The following is a 13,033-nucleotide window of genomic DNA, read 5'->3' as shown; positions in this document are numbered from 1 at the left end:
GGGAAAAAATTCCACATAAGAAAACTATTCAAAAATGAAAAAGGTAGAAAGATTCCAAAGGATCTGCAAGAGGGTTGGGAGCGAAGATGGAATGAAAGAGCAGTTCTCTTTGATGATTCAGCTTATGCACTTGGAACAATTGGGATTGAAGCTGTTCCCGAACTAATTAGTTACTTAAGTCATGAAGACACTTGGGTTGTCTTGAATATGATTTTCTCGCTTGGAGAAATTGGAGCTGAAGCAGAATCAGCAAAACCGAAGTTAGTTGATTTACTGAACAGTTCTCAGCAAATAATTATCAGGCAAACGCTTGATACTCTCAGTTCGATTGGTGGTAATCTTGACTTGGTACTGAAGCCGATTGAAAAATTTTTTATCAATAAGAATGAAGAATGGTGTGATCCATTAGTAATGAGAGGTTGGAATGCTCAAGAACAAATCGAAGTGAATTCAGCATTTCTTCTTTTATCTGCTGTAGATGGTCAGACGAATCAGTTTGCCTTGGAGAATTTACTAAAAATAGTTCTAAGTTACTCTAATAGTTACGCTGCTAGTATTGCTATTGAAGCACTTAAAAGAATAGGTACTAAAAGTGCCCTAGAATCATCAGTTCAATGCCTACAGAATCATTTTTGGGATGACCACTTGAACAAACAGAGACAGTATTGATTGAGTTATATTCTGAAGATTTTACTAAGAAATAGACAGATTTCAGACTTTAATTTTTATTTGCTAGAACATTTTTTGATTCTCAGTAATCTTGATTGTCCTTGCTTGCTCGACGCCCAGATAGGCGCTGGTGGCTGCTACGATGGCGTGACCCAGTAATTGCTGCACGGCTTCGACGTTCTTCGTTGCATCGTAAATCGCGCTGGCTTTGGTCATTTAACGCCCTAACGATATTGCTTCATCCATACCTCGCCCAAAAGACATCTCAATTGCACTCAATTTAGCTCTGCTATAATTTCCCCCCTCCGTGAGTGGGAACCGAATGTACTCCGGACAGTAGATAGCCGTTTTTGTGTCCTCCACCCTTCCTTTCCCTGAGAATTCTTCGATTAAATCTCCAAGAAATTTTATTTGTCTGGATAGAGGTGAGACCTCTTCTGACTTCTTCGGATGATAGAGTTTGGCTTGGTTTTAACTGAACAACGATATAGCGTTATGGACCACCGTGAACCTCAGCAAATAGTCTAAATAGTGAGAAAAATGCTGAAGAATTCAGGGTTCTAATAATTCAATTTGTTGGCGAGTTTGTTGGCTAAAAATGATTAGAATCAATTTAACCTCAACAATCATCTCTAAGATTTGATTCGATAGTGGAAAACGAAAAGCAAAATAACTCGCCAAAGTTTATCGCAGTTTCAGGAGGTGTCGGTGGGGCTAAGTTAGCTCTTGGCTTAGAAAAGATCATTCAATCTGAAGACCTGATGGTCATCGGTAATGTTGGGGACGACTTCCGACATTTTGGATTACATGTATCTCCAGATATCGACACCCTACTCTATACCTTGTCTGGAAAATCAGATATCGAAAAGGGTTGGGGATTAGCAAATGAAACTTGGGAGTTCATGTCGGCGATGAAGGAACTGGATGGGGACACATGGTTTCAGCTTGGTGACCAAGATTTAGCTACACACGTAGAACGAACACGACGTCTTCAGAATGGTGAAAGTCTTTCGGAAATCACTGACTATTTCAGAAGAACTTTTGGCATTGGAGCGACAATTATTCCTGCAACCGATGACCAGTTACGTACAATTGTAGAAACAGATATTGGTGTCTTAAATTTCCAGGAATATTTTGTTCGGGAACGCTGCAGCCCAAGAATTCTAAATCTGCACTTTCAGGGTTCTGAATCCGCTTACCCGCAACAAGAATTGTCCAAAGCGCTTGGGAGTAATGAATTACAGAGCATTATTTTCTGCCCTTCAAATCCATTGCTCAGCATCGATCCAATTCTCTCAATCCAAGAGCTAAAAAAAGCATTCGCTGACTCTGGAGCGAAAATCGTAGCAGTCACACCTATTGTTGGTGGAGCTGCGATCAAAGGACCTGCCGCAAAAAATTTGAGAGAGCTTGGCTATCCAGTTTCTGCAACTACCGTTGCAAAGCACTACCAAGGATTGATTCATGGATTTGTACTAGACAAGAGAGATCGAGAAGAGGCTAAACAAATTGAAAAACTTGGAATCGCAGTTTTAGTTGCTGACACGATAATGAATGATCTGGAAACAAAGATTCAGCTGGCTGAGAAAACACTTCAGTTTGCCAAATCTATTTGAAACACCCCTCTTAGTTGATTATTGAGCCAGTGTGGGCAGTTATTCCCTTCAAACGAATTCAGCAAGCGAAACAGCGACTTGCACCGATTCTTTCATCTGAGGAGCGAAAGCTTCTTTCTTTAAATATGTTGGAGGATGTTCTAGAAGCTGCGACTGCAAGTGAAGTCTTTGATGGAGTTTTGGTGGCAACAAACTGTGAGGAAGCGGCCCCAATCATTAGGAGAAAAGGCATTCTCTATCTTCAGACTTCTGCAGAGTTGGGGCTAAATCATGCCGCAGGGGAGGCCGCAAATTGGTTACTCAACAAAAATATTGGGACTATGTGTCTGTTCCCCGCAGACATCCCATTGGCAAAAGCTTCAGAGTTTCAGCATCTAGTGAGTTGCCACAGCGTTAATAGAGGGATGACTATCGTCCCATCACGCGACAAGGGAGGAACCAACTGCTTAATTCTGTCACCACCAGATCTTTTGCCATTCTGTTTCGGCGCAGATAGTTACGCGGAGCATCTTCGGCAGGGATTAAAATTGAACCTTTTCTGCCGAACAAAATTCTCAGATGGGATCGGTTTTGATATCGACACGCCCAGTGACCTGAGAGCAATCTCGATGAGACCCAAGCAAACACTAACTCAAAATTACTTGGAAAAAATTGAGCTCCACTCTCGACTCAATTAACTTTTTTGGTGAGCGTCTTCCCAGCTCGGTCCTCCTGTAGAATTCACCCAATAGCTCTTTGCCCAGCCTACCCCCTGCCAACTTCTTAATTTTGTAGGTCGGAGTCTAAAAAGCCACCTTGGTTGATTCAGTGTAGGCGCAAGGTAGGTCGGACCATCCGGTCCCAAATACCTGACTGCCATCTTCTCTGCGATCCCAACCCATTTGCCTTCCACTACATTCTCTTCGACCAGTTCAGCAACTCCCTCACAAATGATTTTTTCCATGGTCTGATCATCATCCACAACCCAACTACAACGAGGATCGTTCTTCAGATATTCCGCCCATTTCGAACGAGCACGCGGAATGACCCAGAAACATCCATTAATACAATCGCAGGATGATCCATTTCCACAAACTTCCTGACTTTCCCAATGATGCCAACAGGGAACCACGAATGGGGACCCATCAGGCTTGAGACAAGCTAAACGCAAAGTATAGCCCTTGGCAAGAAATACATCTATTTCTTCTCGATTCATCTTCCCTACAGGCTTCTGATGTTCTGTGTTTGAATATTTTTCTTCCATTTTGCATCTTGTTTGAAAACTAATTTCACATGAAATTAGTGAATTAGGTCAGATTGTCTGACAAAAATTTCTAGTCGCAGCGTTTGCAACGAAAGATAACTTAGATTGACATCGTCAATTCTTGGAGTATAAGTTTTCCCGTTTTCTCATTAGTTTTCAACTCAATCGGAGTGTAAAGTGAAAAAAAGATTCCAATTCATGAAAAAAATGGCAGCTGGGTTAGCAATTCTTTTTGCTTCCACAGCCTTCCAAGTTTCTGCAGCTGACAGCTTCACAGATGCTGAAATTAGTGCCTCACCTTATTTACAGAGTGTACTGAAGCGAAAAGGTGAGAATTATGACGCAACCGAATTTCGTAAGGATGGCCCCTATCGCATTGCACTAGCTGCTCAAGGAACCAGTAATTCTTGGTCTGCTTTATTTGACGAGCATGCTAACTGGTATGCTGAGCAATTGGGCTCAAGTGTAGTAGGAGAACTTCTTTACGCCGATGCACAAGCATCAGCTGACAAGCAGGTTCCTCAAGTTGAAGACTTACTTGCTCAGGAACCAGATGCCCTCATTCTTGTACCCATGGGTGCTGCAGCCTTGGCAGCCCCAGTGGAACGCGCAATGGCTCAAGGTGTCCCTGTGATTTTGTGCGCAAGTTCGGTTGAAACCGATAATTTTGTGACAGAGGTAGGGACTAATCTTTATGCCAGTGGAGCAGGACTCGCAGAGTATCTAGCCAAGCGTCTGAATGGCAAAGGGAAGGTCCTGATGATGACTGGTATCCCTGGCGTTAGTACATCCGATATTATGGAAGCTGGAGGTAAAGCTACTTTCAAAAAATATCCAGGTATCGAACTAATTGATGTTCAACCAGGTAACTGGTCTACAGCAGAAGCCAAACGAGTGATGGAGACCTGGCTTGTTAAACATGGAAGCGGAGTGGATGGAATTTGGTCCGGAGGCGCCCAAATGTCTCAAGGAATTGTTAGCGCCTATCTAGACAAGGGTATGAAAATTCCACCGATGGGTGGTGGTGAATTCGCAAACGGATTTTTAAGACAGGCTGTAGAAAACAACTTGGAATATGGAGCTTGGCAATATCCTAATGCGATGATTGTCCTCTGTATGGATGCAGCAATCAACACACTCCGTGGTAGGCTGGTTCCTCGATTTATTGACTTTGTCGATCATATTCCTGGAACAGGTACCTTCTCAAATGTTGAAGGTCAGGAGTACTTCAATAAGGACTGGAGCGACGATGTGTTCGGACCAGTTCTTTTCCCAGCAGAAAGGTTGTCGAAGCTAGGATACTTGAGAAAATAATTTTTCTCATGGTATTGGGGAGATCAGTCGCTGACTCAAGCCGAATTGATCTCCTTTCTCAGTAAAATTTAAGCTGTCGCTCTTTGAAAACTTTCACTTGGCTTATAGAGAGCGACAGCAGCAACAAAGATTAAGCCCTTGACCAACCCGCTCACAAATTGATTTACTCCAAGTACTACAAGGAGATTATCAGTAAATGTGAGGAGAAGCACACCACCGATCACCCCGGTAACAGTCCCCCTTCCCCCGAAAAGACTAGTTCCTCCAATCACAACGGCGATAATCGCATTAAGTTCTAGTTCTTTCCCAATCACTGGGTCCCCCACCCCCATTCTCATTAACCACAGCAAACCTGTAACTGCAGCCATCAAACTGCAAATCCCATAAACTCCATAACGAATTTTTTTTACTGGGATCCCAGAGAGTTCAGCAACGGTGAGGTTTCCACCTACGGCGTATACATGCTTTCCAAACACCGTCATATTCAGCAGAAACGCGACCAGTAATGTAACCAAGCCAAAGAAATAGACAATTATGGGAACCTCTAAAAATTTTTGACTGTAGAGAAGTAAAAAGTCCTTGCTTGAACGACCTATTGGCTTGGTTGTGATGGTCAGAGAAATTCCCTGGAGAATGAATAGGGAGGCAAAAGTTACAACAAACGGGGAGAGATTTAATTCATTGATCAAAAAGGCATGAAGGAGTCCCACACCTAGCCCAAGAGCAAGCGTCAATCCTACTGCCATCATTACATTATCTGGGTTCCCATCCATCAAAATTGCAGAAACCAGAACGCTTAATTTGACAAGTGAACCAATCGACAGATCAATACCCGCCGTCAAAATTACTAACATCTCTCCGAGAGCAGCCGTACCCAAATAAGCTGCTTGCCGAAGAACATTGGTTAAATTACGAAGAGTCAAAAAATGTTCAGAATAAATTGAACCCACAGTGATCAGCACAAAAACAAGACTGTAAACTACTAGAATCAAAGAATGTTTCTGAAGAAAATTACTTTTAGGTGTCATTTCATTCTCATCTTTCAGGCTGCTTTTGATTCGCCCATCGTCGCGTACTCAATAATTTTCTCCTCAGAAGCTTCGGCATGTTCCAATTCAACAACAATTCTCCCTTCAGACATAACAAGAATTCGGTCACTCAATCCAAGAATTTCAGGAAGTTCAGAGGAAATCATCAAAATTGCGATACCCTCTTCAGTAAGTCGGCGCATCAACTGATAGATCTCAAACTTAGCTCCAACATCAACTCCCCTAGTTGGTTCATCCATGATGATTACTTCTGGCTTGGTATGTAGCCATTTTGCCAATACGACTTTTTGTTGGTTTCCACCACTCAAGAACTGAACATCTAGATGCTCCGAAGCCATAGAAATTGATAGCTGCTTCTTTGAAGATTCAACTAAGGCACTTTCCATTTTGCGATTCAACAAAAACCAATTTGAAATTTTTTTCAATATCGGCAGGGTGATGTTGTTTTTGATAGGAAGCGCAGTAAATAATCCCTGTTGCTTGCGATCTTCTGGTACAAGAGAAATTTTTTTTCGGATCGCATCAGCCGGTGAACTGAATTCAACTCGTTTTCCCATTAATTTAATTTCACCTGAAATTAGTTTATCAGCACCGAATAGCGCCCTGGCTAATTCTGTTCTGCCTGATCCAACCATTCCAGCCAACCCCACAATTTCCCCTCTGTGGAGTTTCAGATTTACCTTTTGAAGGATCGTATCTGTTGAAATTCCATGGGCTTCCAGTACGCATTCTCCAGCTTTATTTGCGGACTGGGGGAATACTTCTTCCAATTTTCTTCCAACCATCACACTGACAAGTTCAGCCCTAGAGAAACCCTCCATGGATCTTGTAACCACGTGTTGCCCATCTTTGAGAACTGTGACCTCATCAGCTATTCGAAAAACCTCTTCCAATCGGTGGGAAATATAAATGATTGTTACCCCACTATCTTTCAGCGACTGAATAATCCTGAACAATTGTTCTAGTTCGTGACCTGCCAAAATTGCTGAAGGCTCATCCATCACAATCAAATCTGCATTTCTTGATAGTGCTTTGGAAATCTCGACCATTTGTTGGTAAGCAACGCTCAGCTGTCCTACTTCACGATTCACATTAATCTTTATGCCCATCTGTTCAAGTAGCCTATTCGCCTCCTTCCTCATTCTAGCTGAATCAATGATTCCAACAGTCGTCCTAATTTCTCGACCCAAAAAAATGTTTTCTACTACATTCATTTCTGAAACAAGTGCCAACTCCTGATAGATCACACTGATTCCGAAGCTCAGAGCCTCACGAGTTGAGAAACTCTCATAGTTTTTACCTTTGAAACAGATTGTGCCTTTGTCTGACCGCTGAGCCCCAGAGAGGATTTTGATCAAGGTAGATTTCCCAGCTCCATTTTCACCTACCAACGCATGAACACTTCCCTTTTTGCAGCTTATTGACACATCATCTAGTGCTTTCACTCCGCTAAATGACTTCGAGATGTTATTCATCTCTAGAATTAATTGGTCGTCTTTCAAAGCTTTGGTTCCGAATTTTGGTTGGTATTGAATCTAAGTGCTTTAGACCGATCTGAGGTTAAGCCTGTTTTTGGGCCAACCCATACAAGCTGACAGCTGCAAGAATTACTAAACCTTTAATGATGAATTGTGTTTGAGCATCTAACCCCAGAAGAACCACCATTGTACTTAGAATTTGTATGATTAAGACCCCAGCTATTGTCCCGAGCAAGCCTCCTTTGCCTCCATAGAAAGCAGTACCCCCCACGACTGCGGCTGCCACAGAATCCAGATCTAGTCCGGTCGCAATGAATCTATCCACATAACCGACATAGCCCGTGAGGATCACTCCAGAAATCACTGCAAGACAACTTGCTAAAATATAGACAGCAATTTTTATCCTATGGACTGATAGGCCTGAAAGCCTGGCAGCATCTGCATTGCTTCCAACAGCGTAGATTCGACGCCCAAAAGGTGTCATCCTCAACAAAACTAAGAAAACTGCGTTTAGTACAAACCAAACCATCAAAGGGATGGATAAAAATCCCCAAGACTGGTTTACGATTCCAAGGGCTTCTGGGACAAAGCCACTTGGTACTCCTCTAGTGAATGCTTGCTGTGCTCCTTGCACCAAAAACAGCATTACTAGTGTGGCTACCAGCGGGGGTACTTTTCTCTTAGTGATCAGCAAGCCATTACCCAGTCCAATCAACGCCCCTAAGATCAGGGCAACAAGAATTGAGAGCGGAATTAACTCATCGCGCCCGTTACTCACTTCTGCAACAACCATCGAAGTCATAACGATCACACCACCAACAGAAAGATCCAACCCTGCGACCAGCATCACCATGGTCTGCCCAATTGCGATAATGCCCAATTGAGCCGACTGCCTGAACAAAACTGCCAGTGTCTCTTCGTCAAAGAGATCTGGTGTTATGAAACTGGCAACGATCAACAAAATCAACAGAGCCATATAGACCCCGTAGGCCCCAAAGAGTTTTTTAAAGGTCAAATGGTTGCTTTCTGTGTAACCCATCATCCGAACTAATTTCCTAGGCTAAATGATATTAATGAGTCAGCATAAAATGTTGATTGCAAATAACAACGGATTGTTCTTCTATGACTAATCAATTATTTTGAGCACTGAAAATTTATATGTAAAAGATTTAAGGCTCTCGGAAGGTTTTTAGGTTGATTTCATGATGAAATCAATTCTTTTTCTGTGAGAAACATTTGTACACCCCGAGCTATCTGAATATTTTTTTGCAAATCATACTTGAGAAATCTTGCACTCTAAAATCTCAAAAATATCAGAATTAGTTAACTAAAAATTCTGATACTTTTTAGTACAAATATTTATATTAAAGCTCTCTATCCTGATTAATCATTGCAGCCACCTTCTAAATTATGAAAGTTTCAGAAATAGATCAGTTTCGAAATAGAAGACCTGAACCTGAAGAAGCTCTTAATTGGGTCCAACATTACGAGTTGGATTCCCTTTTAAGAATAGCCACTCAGCTCAGAGATCAGCAGCATGGAAAGGTCATTTCTTTCTCCAAAAAAGTATTTATTCCCTTGACCAAACTTTGCAGAGATGTTTGTCACTACTGTACGTTTTCAAGGGAGCCAATAAATAATCAGTCTTGTTTTATGAGACCTGATGAGGTTCTGAAGTTAGCTCAGGAGGGTGAAAAACTTGGTTGTAAAGAAGCTCTTTTTACGCTGGGTGACAAGCCTGAAATGCGCTACCAGAAATGCAGGAAAGAGCTTCAAGAGCTTGGACACGAATCTACGATCTCTTACCTTGCAGAGATTTCAAAAATGGTTTTGGAATCGACCTCATTACTTCCACATATAAACGCTGGGGTAATGTCGGTGTCAGAATTGGCCAAGTTGAAAGAGGTATCAGTTTCACAAGGATTAATGCTGGAGAGCATATCTAATCGCCTATTGAAAAAAGGGGCTGCGCACTATGGTTCCCCAGATAAAATTCCTGAAGTTCGTCTTGAGATGATCAAGCAAGCAGGGGAGCTCAACATCCCATTTACCTCAGGAATTTTAATCGGTATTGGAGAAAACCGACTAGAGAGAGTTGAGGCTTTGTTAGCGCTTCGGGAATTGCAGGAAAAATACGGACACATTCAAGAAATCATCATACAAAATTTCAAGGCTAAGCCTGGAACTCCGATGCAATATCATCCTGAACCCGAACTCGAGGAAGTTCTCTGGACGGTTGCAATTGCCAGGATTTTGTTTGGCCCTGAAATGAATATACAAACACCTCCAAACCTGAATGCAGACCATCTCGAAAAGATCTTGGATGCAGGCATCAATGACTGGGGAGGAATATCTCCATTGACTCCGGATCATGTGAATCCTGAAGCACCTTGGCCAGAATTGGAGAATTTATCTGAAATGATGACTAGTCTTGGAAAGTGCCTAACAGAGCGATTAGCCATCTATCCAGCCTTCACAGTCAATCAAGAACCATGGGTGGATCCCAAGGTTCTCCCAAGGCTCCGAGAGCTTGTTGACCAACAAGGATTTGCCAGAGCAGACAACTGGTTTGCAGGCCAAGACAATTTGCCCAACATTCCGCAAAGAGTCTCTTTACAATTTACCAAAGGTCAAAATACTCCCATTGCCCAGATACTTGAAAAAATAACAAGTGACTGTGAAGCAGATGAGAGTGAAGTCGCTCAACTACTAAATGTTCGAGGTGAGGACTTTTTTCAGGTTTGTCAGGCCGCGGATGATTTACGCAAAAAGGTCTGTGGAAAAACGATTACCTACGTTGTTAACCGCAATATCAACTACACTAACGTATGCTATTTCCGATGCGGATTTTGTGCATTTTCCAAGGGGAAAATGTCTGAGAACCTGCGTGGGAAACCTTACAATCTGGATCTAACCGAAATCGTACAACGCTCAAAAGAAGCTTGGGATCGTGGGGCTACCGAAGTTTGCCTGCAGGGGGGAATTCACCCAAGTTATACTGGGAAGACTTACCTGGATATCTGTAAAGCTATCAAGAACGAATTGCCTGACATTCATATTCACGCATTCTCTCCACTTGAGGTCAGCCAGGGTGCAAAGACATTAGATCTAAAAGTCTCTGATTTTCTTTTTGAACTTAAAAAAGCAGGACTTGGGACCTTACCTGGAACTGCTGCGGAAATTCTAGATGACGAAGTCAGAAGACTGATTTGCCCAGACAAACTGACGACAGGTGAATGGCTGGAAGTGATGAGGCTTGCTCACGAGGCAGGCTTCAGAACTACTGCAACGATCATGTTTGGACATGTTGAAGAGCCAAAACATATCGCTAGGCATCTACTGAGAATTAAACAGTTACAGTGCAGAACGGGTGGATTCACTGAATTTGTGCCACTGCCTTTTGTACATATGGAGTCACCGATTTATCTGAAGGGAAAAGCCAGAAAGGGTCCGACATTTCGTGAGGCTGTGCTGATCCATGCTGTTGCTAGACTGGTCTTGCATCCTCACATTCAAAATATTCAAGCTTCTTGGGTAAAAATGGGGCCAGAAGGAGTTAAGCATTGTCTCAATGCAGGAGTCAACGATCTTGGAGGAACTCTTATGAACGAGAGCATTACCAGGGCTGCAGGAACAGTGCATGGCCAGGAAATGCTTCCTGAATGGATGGAAAATATCATTGTTGAAGCAGGGAGGCTCCCGGAACAAAGAGACACGCTTTACCAAGCTTCAAAAACTTCACAAAAACAAAAATCCTATGGACACCATCAACTTGTGGGATCCCACGCTTAATTTTTTTAAAAACTGGAAGTTAACGATTGATCTGGTCCTATGAGTCGGAATCATTTATTCAGGGATTAACACAGCTCGGCCAGTGACCTTACCCTGAGCGAGGTCCCGCAGTGCACGGTTTGCATCTGAAAGCGGATAAGTCAAAACCTCACTTATTAGTTCTCCTCGCTCAGTCAGATTTGTAATTTCCACTAAATCAGTAAAAGTCCCAACAAAACTCCCCACAATACTAATTTCCCTGGCTACTAATTCTGCGGTAGAAACCCGTACCTCACCACCCGTACCCACAGCAACATAGCGGCCTTGGTTCGCCAGCAACTGCAAAGCTTGATTTGGTATTCTCTCATCTCCAAAAAAATCAATAATCGCTCGAACACCCGAGTCCTCTTCTTTTTTAAGAAATTCGAGTTCTTCAAGCGATTCGAAACAATTTTCAATACCTGTTTTGTTTGCCAAATCACGGGCAGATTTTCGAGGATCTACGGCAAAGATTTTTCCTGGGGTCAAGCGTGACAGTAACTGGGCACCTAGATGGCCTACCCCTCCAATTCCAATTACCACGACATTATCCTGAGGGCGTATATGACCCATCAATTTTCTCACAGCTCCATATGCAGTCAAACCTGCATCCCCTAAAGGAGCCAACTCATTCAGATTGGCATCTTTTCCCACTTTGATAAGTGAGCGTTGAGGAAATTTGATGAATTCACAAAAACCTCCACTGGCGTTAATTCCAGGTGTTATTCTCACAATTGCTTGTGAATCAATCCCATACCGTTCTGCTAGACTATCTCCATTAGACTGAAAAGGATAACAGAGTACCTTGTCACCAATCTCAAAACCTTGAACATCTCCGCCAATAGCTTTTACGACCCCTGCATTCTCATGTCCTAAAATATGTGGCAATGAAGCGAGTGGCATTCCTAGATCACGACCTGTGATCATATGCAGGTCAGTGCGGCAAACCCCTGCAGCCCTGATGTGAACCAAAACTTCATCTCCAGTCGGAGGATCCGGATCTGGAATCTCTTGATAGATGACCAGCTCGGTTCTTCTAAGTTCTGGGTCGTACTGGTGGAGTACTGCAGCTTTCATGGAAGCCTTTTGAGATTAAGTTTAATTTGCTCACGTAGCCATCCAACCACCATCAACAAACAACTCTACACCAGTTATATAAGTCGCGTCTTTTCCAGCTAGAAAATTGATAGCAGAAGCTATTTCGGAGGGTTCAGCCCATCTTTTCATAGGAGTGCGAAACAAAATTTCTTGAGACATTTCATCGCCAGCTTTCTCAATAGTTTTTTCCTCCCTTGCCACCTTTACAAATCCTGGACTAACCGCATTGACCCGAATATTTTCTGGAGCATAACGAATTGCCGCATTTCTGGTCACCGCACTTACTACACCCTTGCTAGCGTGGTATGCTGCAGATTTCCCAAAACCACCTGATGCCCCAAAGATACTCGAAACATTTACAATGGAACCACTTTTATTAAATCTCATTAAAGGGATCACTGCCTTGATGCCTAACCAAATCGATTTTGCATTAATATCGAGCATTTCCATCCAACCTGTCTCCTCCTCTTCTTCAACATCAGGCAGGGTTCCTATCCCAGCATTGTTCACCAAGATATCCAATCTTCCAAATCGGCTTTTAACATCTTCAAGGATGGAGGCCCAGGACTCAGCTTTCGAAACATCATGCATAAGGGAAATGACATTGGTTTTATTTAAATGTTTAATTTCCGGCAAAATATCGGTTGCAACTACGTTTATTCCCTCTTTGATAAACCTCTCAACAGTTGCTTCACCTATCCCTCTGGCAGCCCCTGTAACTAGCGCGACTTGTTGATAATTTTTAGACATTTAACT

Annotated in this window: 12 protein-coding genes; 5 read left to right on the top strand and 7 right to left on the bottom strand. The window is 42.7% G+C overall.

Annotated elements, in window-relative coordinates:
- Positions 1–669: HEAT repeat domain-containing protein (locus tag P8O70_17760; protein MDG2198683.1), on the top strand; the 669-nt coding region annotated here is incomplete at its 5' end.
- A 63-nt stretch (positions 670–732) separates the two neighbouring features.
- Here the strand turns inward: P8O70_17760 and P8O70_17755 are convergent.
- A complete protein-coding gene (locus P8O70_17755) occupies positions 733–885 on the bottom strand; it encodes a hypothetical protein (GenBank protein MDG2198682.1) in 153 nt (50 codons plus the stop codon).
- Between the two features lie 434 nt (positions 886–1,319).
- On the opposite strand from P8O70_17755, the gene cofD reads away from it, so the two are divergent.
- On the top strand, positions 1,320–2,285 hold the full coding sequence (cofD, locus tag P8O70_17750) for a 2-phospho-L-lactate transferase (protein MDG2198681.1): 966 nt from the start codon (positions 1,320–1,322) through the stop codon (positions 2,283–2,285).
- Positions 2,286–2,314: 29 nt separating this feature from the next.
- Positions 2,315–2,962 (top strand): 2-phospho-L-lactate guanylyltransferase, encoded by a 648-nt coding sequence (gene cofC / locus P8O70_17745; protein ID MDG2198680.1) that lies wholly within the window; start codon positions 2,315–2,317, stop codon positions 2,960–2,962.
- Here cofC and P8O70_17740 read toward each other — a convergent pair.
- The gene (locus P8O70_17740; GenBank protein MDG2198679.1) at positions 2,959–3,528 is read right to left on the bottom strand and encodes a pyridoxamine 5'-phosphate oxidase family protein; all 570 of its coding nucleotides are present in this window, start codon (positions 3,526–3,528) and stop codon (positions 2,959–2,961) included. The two genes, cofC and P8O70_17740, sit on opposite strands and share 4 nt — an antisense overlap.
- A 177-nt stretch (positions 3,529–3,705) precedes the next feature.
- On the opposite strand from P8O70_17740, the gene P8O70_17735 reads away from it, so the two are divergent.
- Entirely contained in the window at positions 3,706–4,842 is a 1,137-nt protein-coding gene (locus tag P8O70_17735; protein MDG2198678.1) for a substrate-binding domain-containing protein, read from the top strand.
- A 68-nt stretch (positions 4,843–4,910) separates the two neighbouring features.
- Here P8O70_17735 and P8O70_17730 read toward each other — a convergent pair whose 3' ends face one another.
- From P8O70_17730 to P8O70_17720, 3 genes are read right to left on the bottom strand one after another with little or no spacing between them, the layout of a single operon-like run.
- Positions 4,911–5,870 (bottom strand): ABC transporter permease, encoded by a 960-nt coding sequence (locus tag P8O70_17730; GenBank protein MDG2198677.1) that lies wholly within the window; start codon positions 5,868–5,870, stop codon positions 4,911–4,913.
- A 14-nt stretch (positions 5,871–5,884) separates the two neighbouring features.
- On the bottom strand, positions 5,885–7,393 hold the full coding sequence (locus tag P8O70_17725) for a sugar ABC transporter ATP-binding protein (protein ID MDG2198676.1): 1,509 nt from the start codon (positions 7,391–7,393) through the stop codon (positions 5,885–5,887).
- A gap of 58 nt (positions 7,394–7,451) precedes the next feature.
- The gene (locus P8O70_17720) at positions 7,452–8,411 is read right to left on the bottom strand and encodes an ABC transporter permease (GenBank protein MDG2198675.1); all 960 of its coding nucleotides are present in this window, start codon (positions 8,409–8,411) and stop codon (positions 7,452–7,454) included.
- 368 nt (positions 8,412–8,779) lie between these two features.
- Between P8O70_17720 and cofH the strand changes: the two genes are divergently transcribed.
- Positions 8,780–11,161, top strand: a complete 2,382-nt coding sequence (gene cofH, locus P8O70_17715; protein ID MDG2198674.1) for a 5-amino-6-(D-ribitylamino)uracil--L-tyrosine 4-hydroxyphenyl transferase CofH — start codon at positions 8,780–8,782, stop codon at positions 11,159–11,161.
- A 54-nt stretch (positions 11,162–11,215) separates the two neighbouring features.
- On the opposite strand, the gene P8O70_17710 is transcribed toward cofH, so the two are convergent.
- Positions 11,216–12,256 carry an alcohol dehydrogenase catalytic domain-containing protein gene (locus P8O70_17710; protein ID MDG2198673.1) on the bottom strand — a complete coding sequence of 347 codons (1,041 nt, stop codon included), beginning with the start codon at positions 12,254–12,256 and terminating at the stop codon, positions 11,216–11,218.
- Positions 12,257–12,286: 30 nt separating this feature from the next.
- Positions 12,287–13,027, bottom strand: coding sequence for an SDR family NAD(P)-dependent oxidoreductase (locus tag P8O70_17705; protein MDG2198672.1), 741 nt, complete (start codon positions 13,025–13,027; stop codon positions 12,287–12,289).
- Positions 13,028–13,033 lie beyond the last annotated feature (6 nt).

The organism is SAR324 cluster bacterium, assembly GCA_029245725.1.
Lineage (GTDB): Bacteria > SAR324 > SAR324 > SAR324 > NAC60-12 > JCVI-SCAAA005.
The sequence above is the reverse complement of the archived record's forward strand: the minus strand, read 5'-3'. Positions and strand labels throughout refer to the sequence as shown.

Bases quoted from the DNA above. Each gene is read 5' to 3' on its own strand.
- P8O70_17755 (MDG2198682.1), bottom strand. From the start codon at position 885: ATGACCAAAGCCAGCGCGATTTACGATGCAACGAAGAACGTCGAAGCC.
- P8O70_17740 (MDG2198679.1), bottom strand. From the start codon at position 3,528: ATGGAAGAAAAATATTCAAACACAGAACATCAGAAGCCTGTAGGGAAG.
- P8O70_17730 (MDG2198677.1), bottom strand. From the start codon at position 5,870: ATGACACCTAAAAGTAATTTTCTTCAGAAACATTCTTTGATTCTAGTA.
- P8O70_17720 (MDG2198675.1), bottom strand. From the start codon at position 8,411: ATGATGGGTTACACAGAAAGCAACCATTTGACCTTTAAAAAACTCTTT.
- cofH (MDG2198674.1), top strand. From the start codon at position 8,780: ATGAAAGTTTCAGAAATAGATCAGTTTCGAAATAGAAGACCTGAACCT.
- P8O70_17710 (MDG2198673.1), bottom strand. From the start codon at position 12,256: ATGAAAGCTGCAGTACTCCACCAGTACGACCCAGAACTTAGAAGAACC.
- P8O70_17705 (MDG2198672.1), bottom strand. From the start codon at position 13,027: ATGTCTAAAAATTATCAACAAGTCGCGCTAGTTACAGGGGCTGCCAGA.